The organism is Streptomyces sp. NPDC058683, from assembly GCF_042716195.1.
GTDB lineage: Bacteria > Actinomycetota > Actinomycetes > Streptomycetales > Streptomycetaceae > Streptomyces.
The window spans coordinates 116,786-135,409 of sequence record NZ_JBHXSK010000012.1 but is presented as its reverse complement, the minus strand read 5'-3'; the positions used below and the strand labels follow the sequence as shown (position 1 = coordinate 135,409).

At 73.5% G+C, this 18,624-nt stretch carries 19 protein-coding genes; 7 read left to right on the top strand and 12 right to left on the bottom strand.

The features are described 5' to 3' along the window. Positions 1–48 precede the first annotated feature (48 nt). Both ACFWXC_RS15475 and ACFWXC_RS15470 read right to left on the bottom strand, forming a co-directional pair. Positions 49–828 (bottom strand): response regulator transcription factor, encoded by a 780-nt coding sequence (locus ACFWXC_RS15475; protein ID WP_384478824.1) that lies wholly within the window; start codon positions 826–828, stop codon positions 49–51. Positions 829–1,640: 812 nt separating this feature from the next. Continuing rightward, a complete protein-coding gene (locus ACFWXC_RS15470) occupies positions 1,641–2,984 on the bottom strand; it encodes a hypothetical protein (RefSeq protein WP_384478823.1) in 1,344 nt (447 codons plus the stop codon). Between the two features lie 113 nt (positions 2,985–3,097). Between ACFWXC_RS15470 and ACFWXC_RS15465 the strand changes: the two genes are divergently transcribed. Then, positions 3,098–4,336, top strand: coding sequence for a molybdopterin-dependent oxidoreductase (locus ACFWXC_RS15465; protein WP_384478821.1), 1,239 nt, complete (start codon positions 3,098–3,100; stop codon positions 4,334–4,336). Next, entirely contained in the window at positions 4,336–4,860 is a 525-nt protein-coding gene (locus ACFWXC_RS15460) for a hypothetical protein (protein WP_384478820.1), read from the top strand. The genes ACFWXC_RS15465 and ACFWXC_RS15460 overlap by 1 nt, the downstream gene beginning before the upstream one ends. Here ACFWXC_RS15460 and ACFWXC_RS15455 read toward each other — a convergent pair. The 3 genes from ACFWXC_RS15455 to ACFWXC_RS15445 form a co-directional block, all read right to left on the bottom strand. Continuing rightward, positions 4,749–5,459: a class I SAM-dependent methyltransferase gene (locus tag ACFWXC_RS15455; RefSeq protein ID WP_384478818.1), complete on the bottom strand. Its 711-nt coding sequence runs from the start codon at positions 5,457–5,459 to the stop codon at positions 4,749–4,751. The genes ACFWXC_RS15460 and ACFWXC_RS15455 overlap by 112 nt on opposite strands. Next, positions 5,456–6,082 (bottom strand): DUF2064 domain-containing protein, encoded by a 627-nt coding sequence (locus tag ACFWXC_RS15450; RefSeq protein WP_384478816.1) that lies wholly within the window; start codon positions 6,080–6,082, stop codon positions 5,456–5,458. The genes ACFWXC_RS15455 and ACFWXC_RS15450 overlap by 4 nt, the downstream gene beginning before the upstream one ends. A 69-nt stretch (positions 6,083–6,151) precedes the next feature. Continuing rightward, positions 6,152–6,856 carry a glycosyltransferase family 2 protein gene (locus ACFWXC_RS15445; protein ID WP_384478814.1) on the bottom strand — a complete coding sequence of 235 codons (705 nt, stop codon included), beginning with the start codon at positions 6,854–6,856 and terminating at the stop codon, positions 6,152–6,154. 169 nt (positions 6,857–7,025) lie between these two features. Between ACFWXC_RS15445 and ACFWXC_RS15440 the strand changes: the two genes are divergently transcribed. Both ACFWXC_RS15440 and ACFWXC_RS15435 read left to right on the top strand, forming a co-directional pair. Then, positions 7,026–7,766, top strand: a complete 741-nt coding sequence (locus ACFWXC_RS15440; RefSeq protein WP_384478813.1) for a response regulator transcription factor — start codon at positions 7,026–7,028, stop codon at positions 7,764–7,766. Position 7,767: 1 nt separating this feature from the next. Beyond that, the gene (locus ACFWXC_RS15435; protein ID WP_384478811.1) at positions 7,768–8,877 is read left to right on the top strand and encodes a sensor histidine kinase; all 1,110 of its coding nucleotides are present in this window, start codon (positions 7,768–7,770) and stop codon (positions 8,875–8,877) included. A gap of 12 nt (positions 8,878–8,889) precedes the next feature. Here ACFWXC_RS15435 and ACFWXC_RS15430 read toward each other — a convergent pair whose 3' ends face one another. Both ACFWXC_RS15430 and ACFWXC_RS15425 read right to left on the bottom strand, forming a co-directional pair. After that, positions 8,890–9,879, bottom strand: a complete 990-nt coding sequence (locus ACFWXC_RS15430; protein ID WP_384478810.1) for an NAD-dependent epimerase/dehydratase family protein — start codon at positions 9,877–9,879, stop codon at positions 8,890–8,892. Positions 9,880–10,080: 201 nt separating this feature from the next. Further along, entirely contained in the window at positions 10,081–11,286 is a 1,206-nt protein-coding gene (locus tag ACFWXC_RS15425) for an acyl-CoA dehydrogenase family protein (protein WP_384478808.1), read from the bottom strand. 152 nt (positions 11,287–11,438) lie between these two features. Here ACFWXC_RS15425 and ACFWXC_RS15420 point away from each other — a divergent pair, with 152 nt between their 5' ends. Beyond that, positions 11,439–12,416, top strand: coding sequence for a helix-turn-helix domain-containing protein (locus ACFWXC_RS15420; RefSeq protein WP_384478806.1), 978 nt, complete (start codon positions 11,439–11,441; stop codon positions 12,414–12,416). A gap of 78 nt (positions 12,417–12,494) precedes the next feature. Here ACFWXC_RS15420 and ACFWXC_RS15415 read toward each other — a convergent pair whose 3' ends face one another. The 3 genes from ACFWXC_RS15415 to ACFWXC_RS15405 all read right to left on the bottom strand — a co-directional run bounded on the left by ACFWXC_RS15415 (position 12,495) and on the right by ACFWXC_RS15405 (position 13,659). Further along, positions 12,495–12,836, bottom strand: a complete 342-nt coding sequence (locus tag ACFWXC_RS15415) for an antibiotic biosynthesis monooxygenase family protein (RefSeq protein WP_384478804.1) — start codon at positions 12,834–12,836, stop codon at positions 12,495–12,497. A gap of 73 nt (positions 12,837–12,909) precedes the next feature. Then, positions 12,910–13,341 carry a response regulator gene (locus ACFWXC_RS15410; RefSeq protein ID WP_384478802.1) on the bottom strand — a complete coding sequence of 144 codons (432 nt, stop codon included), beginning with the start codon at positions 13,339–13,341 and terminating at the stop codon, positions 12,910–12,912. 3 nt (positions 13,342–13,344) lie between these two features. Continuing rightward, a complete protein-coding gene (locus ACFWXC_RS15405) occupies positions 13,345–13,659 on the bottom strand; it encodes a hypothetical protein (protein WP_384478800.1) in 315 nt (104 codons plus the stop codon). A 176-nt stretch (positions 13,660–13,835) separates the two neighbouring features. Between ACFWXC_RS15405 and ACFWXC_RS15400 the strand changes: the two genes are divergently transcribed. Continuing rightward, a complete protein-coding gene (locus tag ACFWXC_RS15400) occupies positions 13,836–15,431 on the top strand; it encodes an ATP-binding protein (protein WP_384478798.1) in 1,596 nt (531 codons plus the stop codon). Beyond that, on the top strand, positions 15,428–16,639 hold the full coding sequence (locus ACFWXC_RS15395; RefSeq protein ID WP_384478796.1) for a PP2C family protein-serine/threonine phosphatase: 1,212 nt from the start codon (positions 15,428–15,430) through the stop codon (positions 16,637–16,639). The genes ACFWXC_RS15400 and ACFWXC_RS15395 overlap by 4 nt, the downstream gene beginning before the upstream one ends. Here ACFWXC_RS15395 and ACFWXC_RS15390 read toward each other — a convergent pair. Then, positions 16,627–17,478 carry a YihY/virulence factor BrkB family protein gene (locus ACFWXC_RS15390; protein WP_384478794.1) on the bottom strand — a complete coding sequence of 284 codons (852 nt, stop codon included), beginning with the start codon at positions 17,476–17,478 and terminating at the stop codon, positions 16,627–16,629. The genes ACFWXC_RS15395 and ACFWXC_RS15390 overlap by 13 nt on opposite strands. A gap of 49 nt (positions 17,479–17,527) precedes the next feature. Then, positions 17,528–18,358, bottom strand: coding sequence for an ANTAR domain-containing protein (locus ACFWXC_RS15385; protein ID WP_384478792.1), 831 nt, complete (start codon positions 18,356–18,358; stop codon positions 17,528–17,530). Between the last annotated feature and the right edge of the window lie 266 nt (positions 18,359–18,624).

The window sequence follows — 18,624 nt, the reverse complement described above, 5'->3', positions numbered from 1 at the left end:
GACGGCCGACGCCGTGCCCGGGCAGCGAGCGGGGCCGGCGGGGGGCGGTCATATCTGGCCGCTCCGGATCGCGTAGGCCACCGCGTGGGCGCGGTTGCGCAGCCGGTGCCGCTTGATCATTCCGTAGAGCACGTTCTTGATGGTCCGTTCCGAGTAGCCGAGCTTCTCTCCGATGTGCTGTAACTCGTCTCCCTCGGCGACCAGTTGCAGGACCTCCGCCTCGCGCAGGGTGAGCCCGCCGGGGGTGAGGCCGTTGGGTGCGAGCACCTCCTGGTGGGTCCTCGCCATCTGGTCCATCAGCTGGCCCTGCAGGACCGCCGGTAGATCGCCGTGACCGGCCCGCACCTCCTGCAGCGCCTCGCCGAACCGCTCCCAGGTGAACGCCGGGCGGAACAACACCGCGCGCACGCCCGCGTCCAGCGCGACGTACGGGTCGACCGACCACTCGCCGTCGGCGATCACGACGAGTCTGGCGGCGCCCTCGATCTCCTGCCGCAGCTGCGTGAGCGCGCGGGCGTCCGGGTTCTGCAGGGTCGCGACGACGATGTCGGCGGGTGTGCCCCAGCCGGTCAGCGTCAGGCCGGGCTGCCGCCGGACGTAGCTCACCAGCGCGGAACGGGTGATCGGGTCGGCCGCGTGGACCGCCAGCCGGACCGTGTCGGTGCCGTCCGTGGCCCGGGCCGGGGACCGGCCGCGGCGCTGGTCGTCCCCGAGGGCGTCGGGGGCGGGGTGTGGCCGCGCGGAGAGGGGGGTGAGCGCGGTCGGCTCCGCCGTGCGGGGGCCGGCCGGTGCTGCGGGTGCGGCACTGCGCGAGGTGGCGCCTGCCATCGGTCTCTCCTCTCCGGTGTCAAGCGGCGTAAGCCGTTGAATTGCGGAATGTCTTCGACCGCTCGATTCTTCTCGATGACATCCCGGATCTGTCAAGTCTCTCCGGTGTGCGATGTCCTTGCGTGCGCAATAATCTGGCCAATGTGGCCCGGAAGTCGCCGGGTCGCGAGAATTAACCGGTTCATGGTGTGTTCCGGTGGAACCGGGTGGTCGAGGCATGCGTCCCTGATGGGTCGGTCGCTCACGTGAAGGGCCAGGTGGCAGCCATGACTTGACAGGCTGAGCAGATTGACTGAAGATTCATTCACGGTCCACGGTGGAGGGGTATGCCGCTCCGTGGGGACTTCCCTGTAATCGGCGAGGGAAGTCTTCGGAATGCCGTCGAAGGGTCGACAAACTGCCCCGGTGCATGAATGCGCCGCACTCCGGAAATTGCGGGAGTGGAATTCCGTGGCACTTTGTCCGCCGAGTCCTCTCCCGGCCGCCCTGCTCGCATACGGTGTCCAGGATGACGGGTGTCACGGCCGGCGGTCGATGTGCCGGACCACAGACTTGCCCCGCCCAGACAGTGCGTGCCCACTGTGAGCGGAAGGGCATCCGTCCGTAAGCCGCCCCCCCCAGGTCCGCAGCCGCCCCCCAGGTCCGCCCGTCAGGCCTCGCGCAGCCGTGTCGCCGCGGCGGGCCACAGCGCCGCCCCGCATCCGCACCTCACCTGCACCTCACCTGCACCTCACCCGTACCGCTCCCGCTCTCCCACCCGTCCGCGCTCCCGCTCTCCCACCCGTCCGCGCTCCCGCTCCCGCGCTGAGGTGTCACCAGCCGGTGAACAGCAGATGGTTCAGCAGCAGCGCGAGCAGCGCCTGTGCCGTCAGCCAGGCGCGCGGCCGGGGCAGGAACGCGCAGGCCGGGAGCAGCCACATCGCGAACGGCAGCCAGATGCGCTCCGTCTCCGCCTTGCTCATCCCGGACACGTCGGCGACCAGCAGCGCGAGCAGCGCGACCGCCACCAGGAAGGCGAGGCGGGTCGGTGCGGAGCCCGCCGTACGGCGGTGGACGAGCGTGGCGCCCGCCCGCCGCAGCCCCGCCACCGTCGCCAGGCCGGTGATGATCACCGTGCAGGCCAGGTTGGCCCACACCCAGTAGCCGTACGGGCGGGTGCCGCCGACTCCCTGGTAGTAGCGGGTGACCAGCAGCCGGTACCCCTCCCACCAGTCGAACCCGGCGAGCGTGAACACGACCGGGACGACCGCCGCCCCCGCCACCAGCAGGGCGAGGACCACCGGCCGGGCCCGGACCCGGCGCCGGCCGAGCACCAGCACCGCCGCCCCGATCAGCGCGAAGAGCGTCAGGCCGTACGACAGATAGCAGGTCAGGCCGTACAGCAGTCCCGCGCCCGCCGCCCACCCCACGGACCGTCCGGTCACCGCCAGTGCCAGCAGCGCCACCGCCCAGGCGGCCACCGCCGCGAAGTACCCGTCGGCCGACGCGCCCACCCACACCGCGGCCGGGGCCAGCACCAGGAAGGGCGCGGCCCGCCGGGCGAGCCGCTCGCCCGCCAGCGCCCGCACCGCGACCAGCACGGCGACACAGGCCGTGGACCCGACGGTGATGCACCAGACGCCCGCCCAGCCGCCGCCGTGCAGCCCGGCCCGGTCGAGGAGGACGAAGGTGAGGGTGGCCGCCGGCGGATGCCCGGCGATGTGGGCGGGCCAGGGCGCCGGGGTCCCGCTCACGATGTGGTGGGTGAAGTCGCGCAGGGTCGCCGGAATGTCGTGGAAGCGGCCGATGACCGTGAGGTACTCGTTCGGGCTGGTGAGCCGGCCGGCCACGCCCCGCTGCCAGCCGTCGACCAGCGCCAGCGACCAGATCCAGGCCAGACAGGCGCCCCAGGCCGCGGCGAGCAGCCCGCGCCAGGGCAGCCGCACCGCCAGGGCCGGCCCGTACGCCACCACCACGGCCGCGACCAGTACGGCGGCCGGAGTGCCCGGGCCCACGTGCGGGTCCCAGTCGGCGAACAGCGGCGGCCAGTGCACGAACAGGACGCGGTAGGTGTCCTGGAGGTGCCGGCCGACCAGGACGGCGACGAGCACCAGCAGGACGGCGGCGAGGACGGCGTACAGATCGGCGGGGCGATCACGGTGGGGAGCGCGGGTCACACCGGAACGCTAGGTCGGCGACCGGGCGAAAGAGTGGATCAGGCGGCTGACGTCAGACTTTCGTCATGGGTCGCGCACCCGTTCCCGGGGTTTGTCCGGCCTACGGTCGGACCATGCGACACGACGACCCACGGCTTCCCACTTCACCCGGCTTCTGGCGCAGCCCGCTGCGCGGCACGTGGTTCACCTCGGTGCTCGGCCTCGTGCTGCTCGCCGGCATCACCGTGCTGTTCGTGACCGGACTGGTGTCGTACGCCGCCTACAACCCGAACCTGGCCCCGGTGAACGACCAGACCCCGGACAAGGGCATCCTCGGCTTCTACCTGTTCTCGTGGCCGACGGACCCGTCCTGGCTCTACCGGCTCACCCAGGGCCTGCACGTCACCCTCGGCGTCACCCTGATCCCGGTCCTGCTCGCCAAGCTGTGGTCGGTGGTGCCCAAGCTGTTCACGCTGCCCCCGGCCCGCTCGCTCACCCACGCGCTGGAGCGGATCTCGCTGCTGCTGCTGGTCGGCGGCGGCCTCTTCGAGTTCACGACCGGCGTCCTCAACGTCCAGCTCGACTACGTCTTCCCCGGCTCCTTCTACCCCCTGCACTTCTACGGCGCCTGGGTGTTCTTCGCCGCGTTCCTCGCGCATGCCGCGCTGAAGACACCGACGGCGCTCCGGGCCGTTCGCCGACGGCGCCGGGACGAGGCCGAGTTGGCGGCACCGCGGCCGGACACGCCCACCGTCTCCCGGCGCGGAGCGCTGTGGTTCGTCGGCGGGGCGTCCCTGCTGCTGCTCGTCACCACGGCCGGACAGAGCATCGGGGGCGCGCTGCGGCGCACCGCCCTGCTCGCGCCGCACGGCGGAGCCGACCCCGGCAGCGGGCCGAACGGCTTCCAGATCAACAAGACCGCCGCGTACGCCGGGATCGACGCCAAGGAGACCGGCGCGGAGGCCTGGCGGCTGGTCGTCACCGGACGCGACGGCCGGACGGTCCGCCTCAGCCGTACCGAACTCCTCCGACTGCCCCTGCACAGCGCCGCGCTGCCCATCGCCTGCGTCGAGGGGTGGTCGACCGCCGACCAGTGGTGGCGCGGGGTGCGGCTGCGCGACCTCGCGGCACTCGTCGGCTACGACGGCGACCCGCCGGACGTGCTCGTCGAGTCGATCCAGCTGCACGGCGCCTTCCGCCGCGCGGCCCTGCGCGCCAACCAGGTCGCCGACCCGCGCTCCCTGCTCGCCCTCCAGGTGAACGGCGAGGACCTGTCCCCCGACCACGGCTACCCGGCGCGCGTGATCGTGCCCGCCGCGCCCGGTGTGCTCAACACCAAGTGGGTGGCCCGGATGACCTTCGGAGACCTGTGATGCGCTCGCCCCTGCCCGCCGGTGCCCTGCTGCGGCGGCTGCGCCTCCCGCTCGGCAGCCCGCTCCAACTCCTCCTGCTGGCCTGCTCGTTCGCGCTCGCCGCCTATGCCGGCGTACGGCTGCTGTCCGGCGACTGGCTCGGGGTGACGCTCTGGGTGGTGGGGGCGGCCCTGCTGCACGACCTCGTCCTGCTGCCGCTGTACTCGCTGGCCGACCGCGCCGCGGTACGCGGGCTGGGCGCCGCCGGGCGCCGGGTGGGGGTACCGCCCGCGCCCTCGGGGCCGTCGGGGAGGGCGATGTACGTCCGCGTCCCGGCCGCGCTCTCCGCGCTGCTCCTGCTGGTGTGGTTCCCGCTGATCAGCGGGATGGTGGCCGGGCACTACCGGACGGCCACCGGCCTGTCCTCGGACGGCTACCTGGCCCGCTGGCTGCTGATCACCGCCGTGCTCTTCGGCGGCTCGGCGCTGCTGCTGGTGTATCGGCTGCGCAGGGCGACGAAACGCCGCCCGCCGGCCGCCCACTGACCGGCCCGCTCCCAGCCCCACGCGTACTCCAGCAGGGCCGCGGTGCCGAGCCGCGCCCAGAGGAAGGGGGCGCCGACCGCCTCATGGGCGTCGGTGAGGTGGACATGCGCGCGTTCGTCGACGTCCACCGGAGCGGTCTCGGCGATCAGCAGGCCGCCGGGAGCGAGGAGTTCGGCCACCCGGCCCAGCAGGTCGCGCGGGTCGCCGCCGATCCCGACGTTGCCGTCCATCAGCAGGACGGTGCCCCAGCGGCCCTCGCCGGGCAGCGGCTCGAAGACCGAGCGGCGCAGCGCCTGGCCGCCCAGGCGCACGGTGTGGTCGACGGCGGCCGCGCTGACGTCGATCCCGAGGACGGTACGGCCCCGGGCGGCAAGTTCGGCGACGAGCCGCCCGGGGCCGCAGCCGACGTCGAGGACGGCTCCCTCGCAGCGGTCCAGGACCTCCCGGTCGACCGGGTCGGCCCGTGCGCACCAGCGCTCGACGTCCAGCGGCAGCAGCCACCCGTCGGTGCGGCGCAGGAACAGCGGGCCCCGGCCGGTACGCAGCGCGGCGGCGTAGGGGTCGGCGCCGGTCCAGGCGAGGGGCGGTGAGGTGGTCATCGGCGGCCCGTCCCGCTGTGCGCCGTGCACCGGGCCAGGCGGGCGGCGAAGCGGCCGTGCGGGGCGAGGGCGGCGACGGCGGCGGCGTCCGCGGCGGTGTCCACGTCCCGCAGCCGCGGCAGGTCCTCGACCCGCAGCCCGGCGGCGACGAGCCGTCGCCGCTGGACCGCGCCGGTCTCCACGGTGGACATCGGCACCCCGCGCAGCAGTGCGGGGTCCGGGTCGGCCAGCCCCAGCGCCCAGAACCCGCCGTCCTCGGCGGGACCGAAGTACGCGTCGCAGTCCGCGAAGTCCACGGTGAGCAGGGCCGGGGTGACCTGGGGGGTGTCCATGCCGATGAGGAGGGCCGGGCCGGAGCAGCGGGCGAAGGCGTCGGCGAGACGCGCGTCGAGGCCGCCCGCGCACTGCGGTACGACGTCGAAGCCGGGCGGCAGCCAGGGGCCGGGGTTTCCGTCGAGTACCAGGACCCGGCGGGTGGCGGGGGTCCGGGCCACGGCGTGCAGGGTGTCGGCGAGGGAGGCCTCGGCGAGCGCGGCGGCCTGCTCGGGCGAGAACGGCGGGGTGAGCCGCGTCTTGACCCTGCCGGGGAGGGGTTCTTTGGCGATCACGAGGAGGGTGGTCATGTGGGGGTTCCTTGGCTGGTAGGACGCGGCGGGTGAAGCGCCCCGTAAGGGGCGCGGGGAACTGCGCGATCAGCCCCCACCGGCCCGCACCCGAGGCTGCTCCTTCAGCACCCGGCTCATGTCCCGCACCGCCTGCCAAGTGCCCCGCCAGGTTCCGGTGACCTTCGAGACACCGGTGCGCGGCAGGTACGCCACATCGTGTTCGGTGATCCGCCAGCCCGCGTCCGCCGCCCGCACCACCATCTGGAGCGGATAGCCGCTGCGCCGGTCGTCGAGGGACAGCGCGAGCAGCGGTTCACGGCGCGCCGCCCGCAGCGGACCGAGGTCGTGCAGCCGCAGCCCGGTACGGCGCCGCAGCATCCGCGCCAGCGCCAGGTTCCCGGCCCGGGCATGTGCCGGCCACGCCCCCCGGCCCTGCGGCCGCCGCCGGCCGAGCACCAAGTCCGCCTCGCCGTCCTGGACTTCCCGCACGAACGGCACGAGGAGCCCCGGATCGAGCGAGGCGTCGCAGTCGCAGAAGCAGACGATGCCGGCGGTCGCGGCGGTCAGCCCCGCATGGCACGCCGCGCCGAAGCCGCGCCGCGCCTCGTGGACGACGGTCGCGCCGAGCGCCCGGGCGATGTCCGCCGAGCCGTCCGTGGAGCCGTTGTCCACCACGAGGGCCCGCCAGCCCGCCGGGATCCGGCCGAGCACCCAGGGCAGGGCCTCGGCTTCGTTCAGACAGGGGAGGACGACGTCCACGTCCGTCGTCGGGGAGGTTGGTGAGGTGGTCACGGTGTCACCCTACGAACGTGAACCGGACATATCGGGCGTCGGCTCCTTACGAAACGCGGACGTCGGAACCGGCGGCCCACCTCCCCGGTTTCTTACGAAACACGGACGTCGCACCCCGTGCCCGCCCTCGGGCGCGACACCCGCGACGGCCCGGTGCGAGGGTGGGTGCATGCAGCAGCCGTACGAGCTCACCGAGGACCGGGCCGCCCCCGCCGCCGCCCGGGTCCTGGTCGTCGACGACGATCCGACCGTCGCCGAGGTCGTCACCGGGTATCTCGACCGCGCCGGTTACCTGGTCGACCACGCCGGCGACGGCCCCACCGCGCTGACCCGCGCCACCGCCCACTGGCCGGACCTGGTGGTGCTCGACCTGATGCTGCCCGGCATGGACGGCCTGGAGGTCTGCCGGCGACTGCGTGGCCACGCCCCCGTCCCGGTCATCATGCTCACCGCGCGCGGCGACGAGGACGACCGGATCCTGGGCCTGGAGGTCGGCGCCGACGACTACGTCACCAAGCCCTTCAGCCCCCGCGAACTGGTGCTGCGGGTGGAGTCGGTGCTGCGCCGCGCCCGCCCCGCGCCCGCCGCGCACTCCCTCTCCACCGCCGGGGTCACCCTCGATCCGAACGCCCGCCGCGCCACCAAGAACGGCATCGAACTCGCCCTCACCCTGCGCGAGTTCGACCTCCTCGCCTTCTTCCTGCGGCACCCGGGGCGGGCGTTCGGCAGGGAGGACCTGATGCGCGAGGTGTGGGGCTGGGACTTCGGTGACCTGTCCACCGTCACCGTCCATGTCCGCCGGCTGCGCGCCAAGGTCGAGGACGACCCGGCCCGGCCGCGGCTGATCCAGACGGTGTGGGGCGTCGGCTACCGCTTCGACCCCGACGCCGACGAGCAGGAGATGGACTGACATGCGCGACACCCTGCTGATCGCCCTGTACGCCCTGGCAGGCGCCGCCCTCACCGGGCTCGCCGGAGCGGCCGCGCTGCGCCTGCTCCGGCGCCGCTCGCTCACCCTGTCCATCGCCGTGGTCGCCGCCGTCGGCGTGGTCGCGATGCTCGCCGGCACCCTGGCCGTCGCCTGGGCGATGTTCCTCTCCTCGCACGACCTGTCGGTGGTGACGACGGTGGTCGCGATGGCCGCCGCGGTCTCGCTCGCCAGCGCGCTGATACTGGGCCGCTGGGTCGGCGCCCGCAGCCGTGAACTCGCCCTCGCGGCCCGCTCGTTCGGCGAGGAGGGCGACTTCGCCGCGCCCGCGGTCCCGGCCACCGCGGAACTGGCCGAGGTGAGCCGCGAGCTGGCGGCCACCAGCGCGAAGCTCGCCGAATCCCGGGAGCGGGAACGCGCGCTGGAGACCTCGCGCCGGGAGCTGGTCGCCTGGATCTCGCACGACCTGCGCACCCCGCTGGCCGGTCTGCGCGCCATGTCGGAGGCGCTGGAGGACGGCGTCGCCACCGACCCGGACCGCTATCTGAAGCAGATCCGCACCGAGGTCGAACGCCTCAACGACATGGTCGGTGACCTCTTCGAGCTCTCCCGCATCCACGCCGGGACGCTCGCGCTGAGCCCGAGCCGGATGTCGCTGTACGACCTCGTCGGCGACGCCCTCGCGGGCGCCGACCCGCTCGCCCGCGAGCAGGGCGTACGGCTGATCGGCGACCGGGTGGAGCCGGTGCCCGTCGAGGTGGACGGCAAGGAGATGAGCCGGGTGCTGGGCAACCTGCTGGTGAACGCCATCCGCCGCACGCCCCCCGACGGCACGGTCGCGGTCGCCGCCGAGCGCGGTCCCGAGGGTGTCGTCCTGTCCGTCACGGACGGCTGCGGCGGCATCCCCGAGGAGGACCTGCCGCGCGTCTTCGACACCGGCTGGCGCGGCAGCCACGCCCGGACGCCTCCCGCCGGAGCGGGACTCGGCCTCGCCATCGTGCGCGGGATCGTGGAGGCCCACCAGGGGCGGGCCACCGTACACAACATCCCGGGCGGCTGCCGCTTCGAGGTCACGCTGCCGGCGGCGCCGTGACCCACGCCGCGCTCACTGCGCCCGCGCGAACTCCCGCATCCCCTCCGCGAACCCGACCTCGGCCTTCCAGCCCAGCTCGGCCCGCAGCCGCGAGGAGTCGGCGGTGATGTGCCGTACGTCCCCGAGCCGGAACTCCCCGGTGACCACCGGCATCGGCCCGCCGTGGGCCTCGGCCAGGGCGCCGGCCATCTCGCCGACGGTGTGCGGCTCGCCGCTGCCGGTGTTGTACACGGTCAGCGCACCCGGGGCCGGCCGTGCCTCCAGGGCGACCGCGTTGGCGGCGGCCACGTCCCGGACGTGCACGAAGTCCCGGCGCTGCCGCCCGTCCTCGAAGACGCGGGGCGCCTCACCCCGGGCGAGCGCCGAACGGAAGAAGGAGGCCACGCCCGCGTAGGGGGTGTCGCGGGGCATCCGGGGCCCGTACACGTTGTGGTAGCGCAGCGACACCGCCGACCCGCCCGTCGACCGGGCCCAGGCGGCGGCCAGATGCTCCTGGGCCAGCTTGGTGGTGGCGTACACGTTGCGCGGATCGACCGGCGCGTCCTCGGCGACCAGCCCGGGCGCCAGCCGGGCACCGCACTCGGGGCAGTGCGGCTCGAACCGCCCGGCCTCCAGATCGGAGACCGCACGCGGCCCCGGCCGTACGACACCATGGCGCGGACACTCGTACCGGCCCTCCCCGTACACGACCATCGACCCGGCCAGCACGAGGTGCCGTACCCCCGTCTCGGCCATCGCGGCGAGCAGCACGGCCGTACCGAGATCATTGCGGGAGACGTACTCCGCGGCATCCCCGAACCCCACCCCCAGCCCGACCATCGCGGCCTGATGGCAGACCGCGTCCATGCCCGCGAGCGCCCGCCCGACCGCCGCCGGATTGCGCACGTCGGCGCCCGGATCGTCGCGCACGTCGAACACGACCGCCTCGTGCCCGCGCGCCGCCAGCGCCTCGACGACATGGGACCCGATGAACCCGGCACCGCCGGTGACCAGTACACGCATACGGCCACGCTAGGCCCGCGCCGCCACCGGACCACGCGACCGCGCCCGCACGTCACGAGTCCGTAAGAGGTGCCACCGGAGCCCGTCGGGGCAGGACTCCGCAGGTGCCCGTGACGGTCGGCGGACGTTTCACGGCGGGGCCGGCGGCGGCTCCGGGCGAGCGTCCTGCCGGCCGCGGGCCGCTCGTCCCGGCGCCGGGCGTCAGATGATGAAGGTGGGCTGTTCGGCGATGCCCAGCAGGCTGCGGCCGTAGATCTCCCGGCCCAGGTCGGGATTGACCACACCGTGGCGGGAGGCCGTGCCCAGGTCGCGCCAGATCCGCTGGAGCGGATTGGCGAGCGCGAAGGTGCTCGCGCCGGACACGGAGACCAGACGGTCCACCGCCTCGCGGCTGCGGATCGCGGCGACGGCCGTGTCCATCCGGACCCGGGCCCGCTCCTCGACCGTGAGCTGCCTGGCCTCGGCGGCGCCGCGGTCGAGGTCGTCGGCGGCCCGGTGGGCGTGCAGCCGGGCGGTGTCGACGAGGGACGCGGCGTCGGCGACGGCGAGCTGGACGCTCGGCGAGTCGGCGAGGCGCTCGTAGACGGTCAGGGACATCGGCTTGCGGGCCGCGGTCGCGAGGGTCAGGTCCAGGGCCGCCTGCGCCATACCGAGCATGGGCGCGACGACCGTGAGGGCGAGCATCGAGGCGACCGCGACGGCGTTCCGGGGCTCGCCCTCGTGCCGGGTGGCGTACGCGCCGGCCAGGACGGCGCCCATGTTCAGCGTCCGGTGGGCCGGCACCCGCACCCGGTCGGCCACGACGGTGTTGCTGCCGGTGCCCGCCATGCCGGCCACGTGCCAGGTGTCCTCGACCGTGACCTCCCCGACCGGCACCAGGGCGATCGACGGCGGCTGGTCCGCGGCGCCCGGCGCGATCGCCAGAGCCACCCAGCGGGCGTGGCCGATGCCCGAGGCCCAGCCCCAGCGGCCCGATACGACGAGATCGCCGGCCTCGTCTGCGACCGCGGAACCCGACGGGGTCAGTGCCGCGGCGACCGCGGCATCGCGGTCCCGGCCCCAGACCTCGTCACGGGCCCGGTCGTCCGCCATCGAGGCGACGAGACTGCCCCCGGTGTAGACCATCGCGACCCAGCCGGCGGAGGCGTCGCCGCGGGCCAGCTCGGCCGTCACCGCCATGCAGGTGCGCACCCCGGCCCCGAAGCCGCCGAAGGCGCGGGGAGTGCCGAGGCGGAACATCCCGGCCTCGCGCAGGGCGTGCGCCGTGTCGTCCGACAGCCTGCGCAGCCGCTCGCTCTCCTCGGCCTGCCCGGCGAGAATGGGTACGAGCTTTCCGGCCGCCTCCGTCAACTCGGCGCGGACGCCGGCCTCATCGCTGGACGAGGGGGAGAGCAGGGGCTGGTTCACGGCAGGGCTCCACTCGGGTGCGGGAATCGGTGACGGACACGACGGCGTGGGCGACCGGCACCGGCCGGAAGGGGCTCGTCGCGTCGGCAGCAGAATAGGAAGCGCTGGGCGGGCGCCGGAAGGAACACCGGTGCCACGACGGGGGGACATGCGTGACAGGGACACGGGCCACCGACACGGCGGGATGGCTGCACCGGGCGTCCATCGACGTTCCGCTGCACCATCCGCACCGGCAGGACCTGCTGCACGAGCAGTGGCGGCGCCGGTTCGGCCACATAGCCCACGTAGGGCAGCTGCGGCTGCCCGCCGACCGTACCGCCGGCGTCCACCGCACCCGCGTCGAACGCCGCCTGGTCGGCGAGGCCGTCGTCAGCCGGCAGTTCAGCGACCCCATCGAGGGCATATCGGGCAGCGGCGACGGCCGGGCCGACCTCGTCGCCGTCCACATCATCAGAAGCGGAGGCCTGCGCATCGAGGACGGCGGCCGCCGCACCGACCTGGTCCCGGGCACCCTCTGCGTCCGCGACCTGCACACCTTCTGGCAGTTCGCGTACACGGCGCCCACCGACTGCCGGGTGATCATCGTGCCCAGGGCCGAGCTGCTCGGCCATCTGCACAGGGCCCGGCTGCCGGCGATCACCGTCGCCCCCGCCACCGCCCCGGAGTCCCGGCTGCTGCTCGCCCATCTCGACGCCGCCTGGTCCCTCGCGAAGCAGCTCGGCCCCGAGGGCACCCGCGCGGCCGGCGCGGCGCTGGCGATGCTGCTGACCGGGCTCATCCGGACCCACGCGTCCTCCGCGGTGCCGCCGGGGACCCTGCGCGCCGCGGCCACGGCCTACGCCGACCGCCGGCTGCGGGACCCGGACCTGACCCCGGCCGGCATCGCCCGCTCGCTGAACGTCTCCGTCCGCACCCTGCACCGTGCCTTCGCCGACGGCGAGTCCCTCATGGCCTATGTGCGCCGCCGGCGGCTCGAAGGCGCCCGCCGTGAACTCGACCGTCCCGGCAGCCCGTACACCGTCGCCGAGGTCGCGGCCCGCTGGCAGTTCGCCGACCCCAGCCACTTCCGCCGCGTCCACCGCGCCACCTACGGACAGCCCCCGCGGCGACCGGGAGACCGCGGCACCTGACACGGCCCGCGGCCACCGCCCCCAGGACCGCCGCGGGGGAGGGATCCCCCGGTCGGGCCCGGGATTCCCGCGGTTCGGTCAGCGCGCGCCCGTGCCGTGTGTCGACCGCACCCGGAACAGGCGCGGCTGCACGTCGGTCGCGATCGTCGCCGCCTCGTCCATGTGGACGCGGGCCTCCGGGTTGGCGAGCATCGCGCGATAGTGCTCCTCGGACTCCCACTGCGCGTAGTTGACGACGCGTTCGCCGTCCTGGGAGGCGTGGAAGTTGGCGCAGACGAAGCCCGGCTGGTGCTTCATCGTCTCCTCGGTGGCCCGGGCGAGCAGGGTGAGAAGCTCGCTCTGGCGGTCGGGGGAGACCGTGAAGACGTTGATGAGCGTCGCGACCGGGTGCGTGCTGTCGATCTGTGCGGTAACGGCCATGCTCACCCTCCTCCCCTTACCCGGGATCGGTGTGCCGTGCGCGGGCCCACATTCCCCCGATCGGATGCCGCCCCTACGCCTTGGGGGGCTTGACGGCGATGTCGAGGTAGAAGGTGTCGATGCTGCGCACCGCCGTCTCGAACTCCGCGAGGTTGACGGGCTTGGTGACATAGGCGTTGGCGTGGTGGTGGTACGCGCCGGTCACGTCGTCGGGAGCGACGGACGTGGTCAGTACGACGACCGGAATGGTGCGCAGCTCCGCGTCCTCCTTCACCACCGCGAGGAACTCGCGCCCGTTCATCCGGGGCATGTTGAGGTCGAGCACGATGAGGTCGGGGCGCTCGTTGTCCGGGTCGCGCAGGTAGTCGAGGGCCTCGATGCCGTCGGAGACCTGGGTGAGATTGCGCGTACCGCGTTCGGCGAGGGCGTCCTGGATGAGCATCGCGTCGGCGACGTCGTCCTCGACCAGCAGCACGTCGTACGGGCGGATTGCGGCGGCAGCCATGATTCAGGAGCTCCGGGGTGTGGGGCGGCGGTTCGAGTGGTCTGTGCTGTTCGTGATCAGCCCGGGCCAGCGGCGCCGGGCCCCTTGGCGGCTCATGCTCACGGCCCGGCCGATCTCCGGGTAGCCGGCGCCGCTCTCCGCGGCGGCATGGGCGGCCTGGTCCTCCAGGTGCCGGACGGTCTCCTTGACACCGGCGAGCACCCGCAACCGCAGCAGAGCATGCCGGCGGGCCTCGCCCACCGTGTCGACGGGGTCTGCCGGGCGGCGGGCGGTGTCCTGCGTGAGCAGCCGGGTGAGTTCGTCCACCACCTGGGTCATCAGCACGTCCGTATCCCCACTCGCGGGACCGGGAGGAGGAGGGGGAGCGGGCATGGCATCACCCTAGGGCGTTGATCCAGAAAGGGACAACATGCGTTGTCGGGCCCCGAGTACAGTGTGCTTGCCGCGCGCCGAGGTGCGGCCCGGACGGCCGGCCGAGGGAGCAGTCCACCGCGATGACAAGCAAGCCGTCAGGCGCCGTGGGCGCGTTCGCCGGCTGGACGACCCGGCGCTGGCTGCGGGTGGGCGTGGCGGGCACCCTGGTCGTCCTGGCGGTGCTGGGGTCGCTGGGCGGCTGGGCCATGTGGCGGACCTCGGGGATCACGGCCGCGCTGGTGGACCGGCGGTCCCCCGCCCTGATCGAGTCGATGCGGGTCGAGGAGGCGCTGGTCAACCAGGAGACCGGCATCCGCGGCTACGGCCTGTCCGGCCAACGGGACTTCCTGCAGCCCTACGCACAGGGCGTGGCGAGCGAGCAGGCGGCGCTGAAACGGCTGCGGCCGCTGCTCAGCGACGACGGCCAGGCCCGTGCCGACCTGGCCGACGTGGAGAAACTCGCCGGGACCTGGCAGGAGCGCATCGCGCGGCCCGTCTCGGCGGCCTCCCCCGAGGAGGCCGCGCGGATCACCACGGCACGCGCCGACGAGGGCAAGACCGCGTTCGACTCCCTGCGGCGCGCGATGACACGTCAACAGGCCCACCTGGAGCAGGAGCGGGCGTCGGCCACCCGCCAGCTGCGGCAGGCGGTGACCCTGCGGAACTGGATGTTCGCCGTCATCGCGGTCGTCATCGTGCTGGTGGCCGGACTCGTCTTCGAGGGGCTGCGGCGCGGCGTCACCACGCCCCTCAGCAGGCTCGGCTCGGCCGCCCGTGACGTGGCGCAGGGCCGTTTCGACCGGTCCCTCGACGGCACCGGCCCCGCGGACCTGCGACGGCTCGCCGCCGACGTCGAGTCGATGCGCCTGCGCCTGGTGGCGGAGCTGCGGTTCAGCGAGGAGACCCGCGGGCTGCTGGACGAGCAGGCGGAGGACCTGAAGCGGTCGAACACGGAACTGGAGCAGTTCGCCTACGTCGCCTCGCACGACCTCCAGGAACCACTGCGCAAGGTCTCCAGCTTCACCCAGCTCCTGCAACGGCGGTACGGGGGGCAGCTGGACGACAAGGCCGACCAGTACATCGCCTTCGCCGTCGACGGCGCCAACCGCATGCAGAACCTCATCAACGACCTGCTCGCCTTCTCCCGGGTCGGCCGCGTCCACAACGAGCAACGGACCGTGGACCTGGAGGAGGCGCTGAGCACGACTCTGGACGACCTCAGCGTGCGCGTCGAGGAGACCGGCACCGAGATCACCCACGACCCGCTGCCCACCGTGCTCGGGGACGCGACCCAGCTGGGCATGCTGCTGCAGAACCTGCTGTCCAACGCGATCAAGTTCCGCCACCCCGACCGGCCGCCGCGGATCCACATCGGTGCGATACCGGCCGAGGGGAGCTGGGAGTTCGAGGTCCGCGACAACGGCATCGGGATCGCGCCGGAGTACCAGGAGAAGGTCTTCGTCATCTTCCAGCGGCTGCACACCAGGGACGCCTATCCGGGCACCGGCATCGGCCTGGCGATGTGCAAGAAGGTCGTGGAGTTCCACGGCGGCACCATCTCGATCGACCCCGGCAACCGGCCGGGCACCCGCGTCGTCTTCACCCTTCCCGCCCTGCCCGCCCCTACCGCCCCCGCGGCCGCGACGGCCGTCCCGGACAGAGAGAGACAGTCGTGACCGGTCCGTCCGCAGGCCGCGGCGAGCAGCACGCCGGGCGGTACGACGTCCTGCTGGTGGAGGACGACGACGGAGACGCCCTCCTGGTCGAGGAACTGCTCCACGACACCGATCTGCCGCACACCCTGACGCGGTGCCACACCGCCGCCGAAGCCCACCTCGCACTCGCCGCCGGTCCCGTCGACTGCGTCCTGCTCGACCTGCATCTGCCGGACGCCTCCGGGGTGGAGATGATCCAGACCATCCAGGCCGGCACCCACGCCGCGATCATCGTCCTGACCGGCCTGGACGAACCCCGCGCCGGAGTCGAGTCCCTCGCCGCCGGCGCCCAGGACTACCTCGTCAAGGGCAAGGTCGACCCCGACCTGATGCAGCGCGCCGTCCGCTACGCCGTCCAGCGCAAGCAGGCCGAACTCGCCAACGCCGCCCTCCAGCTCGGGCGGCTGCGCGCCGAGGAGAACGCCCGCCTGGAACGCGGGCTGCTGCCCGAACCACTGCTGTCCTCGACCGCCGTCACCGCCTCCAGCCGCTACTACCCCGGACGGGCCCAGGCCCTGCTGGGCGGTGACTTCCTCGACGTCGTCCAGACCGACGACGGCCAGGTCCACGCGATCATCGGAGACGTCAGCGGGCACGGCCCGGACGCCGCCGCGCTCGGGGTCTGCCTGCGCATCGCCTGGCGCGCGCTCACCCTCGGCGGCCACCGCGCCCAGCACCTGCTGCACCTGCTGGAACAGATACACATCGCCGAACGCGCCGGCAGCGACCTGTTCACCACCTGCTCCCTCATCACCCTGGACCCGCGGACCGCCACCCTCACCCTGCACCTGGCCGGCCACCACGAACCCCTGATCGTCACCCCCGACGGCACCCGGCAGGTCACCGCCGCCCACGGAATCGCGCTGGGCATCGCACCCGGAGTGGGCGACTGGCCCGCCACCACGCTGGCGCTGCCCGCCGACGGAGCGCTCATCGCCTACACCGACGGACTCATCGAGGGCTTCGCGGACGGTTCCGGCGCCCGGCTCGGAGTGGACGGCCTGCTCGGCATCATCGACACCCTGCGCACGCCCGATCCCGGCACCCACCTGGACCGGCTCATCGCCCGCACCCGCGCCCTCAACGCGGACCGGCACACCGATGACCTCGCCGTCCTGCGCCTGGACTGGAACACGGGCACGTCGGCAGACCCGGCTCACTCCTCCTGAGCGGTCCTCGCCAGTTCCGCGTTGAACTGGGCGCCGGTCAGCAGCGCCAGGTTGGACAGCCACAGCCAGACCAGGAAGATCACGACGCCTCCCAGCGAACCGTACAGCCGGTGGTAGCTGCCGACATGGGAGGTGTAGACGGTGCAGCCCAGCGAGACGGCCAGCAGGAGGACCACCGCCAGCACACCGCCCGGCGCCATCTTCCGGACGGGACGGGAGGACTCGGGGCCCGAGTGGTACAGGACGAGCACCGTGACGACGGCGACCACGACCACCAGCGGCCACCGGAGCGCGTGCCAGGCGGCCTGCGGCCCGGTACCGAGATCCAGCGCCCGGCCCAGGAAGTCGGCCAGGCTGCCGGTGAGGAACAGCGCCAGGACGGAGATGAGAAGCAGCAGGATCAGGACCAGGGCTGTGGTGATGATGCGGGGCGCGGTCCGCCAGAGCGGCCGGTGCGAGCTGGTCCGGTGCATGGCGTGCAGCGCCCGACGGAAGACGCCCAGATAGCTGGATCCCGACCACAGCGCTGCCGCCCCGCCCAGGAAGATCAGCGTCCAGGCCGCCGACGGCTGTCCGGCCATCTGCCGCAGGGTGCCGCGCAGCAGGGCACGGGAGGCCAGCGGGGCGGCCTGCGTGATGCGGTCGATGACCTCCGGCTTGGCCGTGGGGATGGTCAGCCCCAGGACCGAGAGGATGACCAGCAGCACGGGGAACAGGGCCAGGACCGCGTAGTAGGTCAGCGCGGCGGCCCAGTCCGTGACGTCGTCGTTCCAGACGGCCACCGGGGTCCGACGCAGCGCCGCCCACCACCGAGCCGTACGGCCGCCCGCATCATCCATGGGACGGATGCTCTCACCCCTCGGCGCCCGCGGCGGGCAGCAGCCGGGGTCAGGGTCGGTGGGCGGCCCGGGCGTGGAGATGGTTCAGGGCGTCGACCACCACGGTGTTGTGGTGCCAGAGCAGCCAGCGGCCCACCTCGCCGCCGAGTTGCTCCAGTGCGGCCAGCTGGGCCGGCGCCAGCTCGTGCAGCGGGTGTTCGTGGTGGGTGGAGATCATGCCGACCACGGCTCCTCTCGGGCTGACCAGGGGGACACTGTGGCAGGCGCGGCTGCCGGCCCGCAGGATCACCTGCCGGGAGCGCTCGTCGAAGGTGTCGCAGGAGCCGACGTCCTTCACGGTGACCTGCCGTGCCTCCTCGGCCGCCTGCGCGCACGAGGTGGTTCCGCTGTCGACGAAGGTGAAGTAGTCGGTGAACTGCCGGTTCAGCCCGGTGTGCCGCACCATGCGCAGCAGCCGGTTCTCCACCAGCTGCACATTGCCCATCCGGGTCCCCGTGATGCGCAGGGTGCGCCGCAGCGCGGCATCGAGGACCTCCCCCTGGCCCTTCGGAGTTCCGTTCAGGTCCAGGGCGGGCAGCGGGGGAGGGCCTCCGTGCGGACGGTCCGCGACCCATCGCGGGGCCGTCGTCTCGGGGACCGGAAGCCGGACGACGGCCGCGGCCAGGGTGTGCAGTTTGAGGTTGAACCGCTGGGACGTGTCGCGCAGCAGCTCGAACGACTCCTCGCGCGAGGAGAGCCGGTAGTACGTCAGCAACAGCGCTTCGGCGCGGGCCACACCGGCACGCGCCAGCCGCCTGTTGCGCTCGTCCAGGGCCCGCTGCGCCTCGGCTTCGGCCTCGTCGGCCGGCGGCGCGGCAGGGGGGTGGGGATACTCGGCCACAGGCAGACCTCCTCGTCCGGCAACAGGTTCGCGGCGCCGTCCGGCCGCCTGCGCCGGGACACCGTGCCAGGATGTCCACCGCCCGCAGCGCGCCGATCGGCCCTCACCGTACGCATGCCCCGTACGCGCTCCGACAGACCACCTGCTCCCACCACCCCGTCCACGGTGTGCCGGAGTCTCCCGGCAGCGATGAGTTCCGGCCGGGGCCGGAGTCTGTTCCGGTGACCGTCCCAGGACGTCGGTCACACGTCGTACGACGCTGCCCG

Excerpts from the sequence above, each read along its gene's own strand:
- ACFWXC_RS15475 (WP_384478824.1), bottom strand. The coding sequence starts at position 828 with ATGGCAGGCGCCACCTCGCGCAGTGCCGCACCCGCAGCACCGGCCGGC.
- ACFWXC_RS15405 (WP_384478800.1), bottom strand. The coding sequence starts at position 13,659 with ATGACCCAGGTGGTGGACGAACTCACCCGGCTGCTCACGCAGGACACC.
- ACFWXC_RS15460 (WP_384478820.1), top strand. The coding sequence starts at position 4,336 with ATGCGCTCGCCCCTGCCCGCCGGTGCCCTGCTGCGGCGGCTGCGCCTC.
- ACFWXC_RS15465 (WP_384478821.1), top strand. The coding sequence starts at position 3,098 with ATGCGACACGACGACCCACGGCTTCCCACTTCACCCGGCTTCTGGCGC.
- ACFWXC_RS15450 (WP_384478816.1), bottom strand. The coding sequence starts at position 6,082 with ATGACCACCCTCCTCGTGATCGCCAAAGAACCCCTCCCCGGCAGGGTC.
- ACFWXC_RS15415 (WP_384478804.1), bottom strand. The coding sequence starts at position 12,836 with ATGGCCGTTACCGCACAGATCGACAGCACGCACCCGGTCGCGACGCTC.
- ACFWXC_RS15400 (WP_384478798.1), top strand. The coding sequence starts at position 13,836 with ATGACAAGCAAGCCGTCAGGCGCCGTGGGCGCGTTCGCCGGCTGGACG.
- ACFWXC_RS15440 (WP_384478813.1), top strand. The coding sequence starts at position 7,026 with ATGCAGCAGCCGTACGAGCTCACCGAGGACCGGGCCGCCCCCGCCGCC.
- ACFWXC_RS15410 (WP_384478802.1), bottom strand. The coding sequence starts at position 13,341 with ATGGCTGCCGCCGCAATCCGCCCGTACGACGTGCTGCTGGTCGAGGAC.
- ACFWXC_RS15455 (WP_384478818.1), bottom strand. The coding sequence starts at position 5,459 with ATGACCACCTCACCGCCCCTCGCCTGGACCGGCGCCGACCCCTACGCC.
- ACFWXC_RS15390 (WP_384478794.1), bottom strand. The coding sequence starts at position 17,478 with ATGGATGATGCGGGCGGCCGTACGGCTCGGTGGTGGGCGGCGCTGCGT.
- ACFWXC_RS15430 (WP_384478810.1), bottom strand. The coding sequence starts at position 9,879 with ATGCGTGTACTGGTCACCGGCGGTGCCGGGTTCATCGGGTCCCATGTC.
- ACFWXC_RS15435 (WP_384478811.1), top strand. The coding sequence starts at position 7,768 with ATGCGCGACACCCTGCTGATCGCCCTGTACGCCCTGGCAGGCGCCGCC.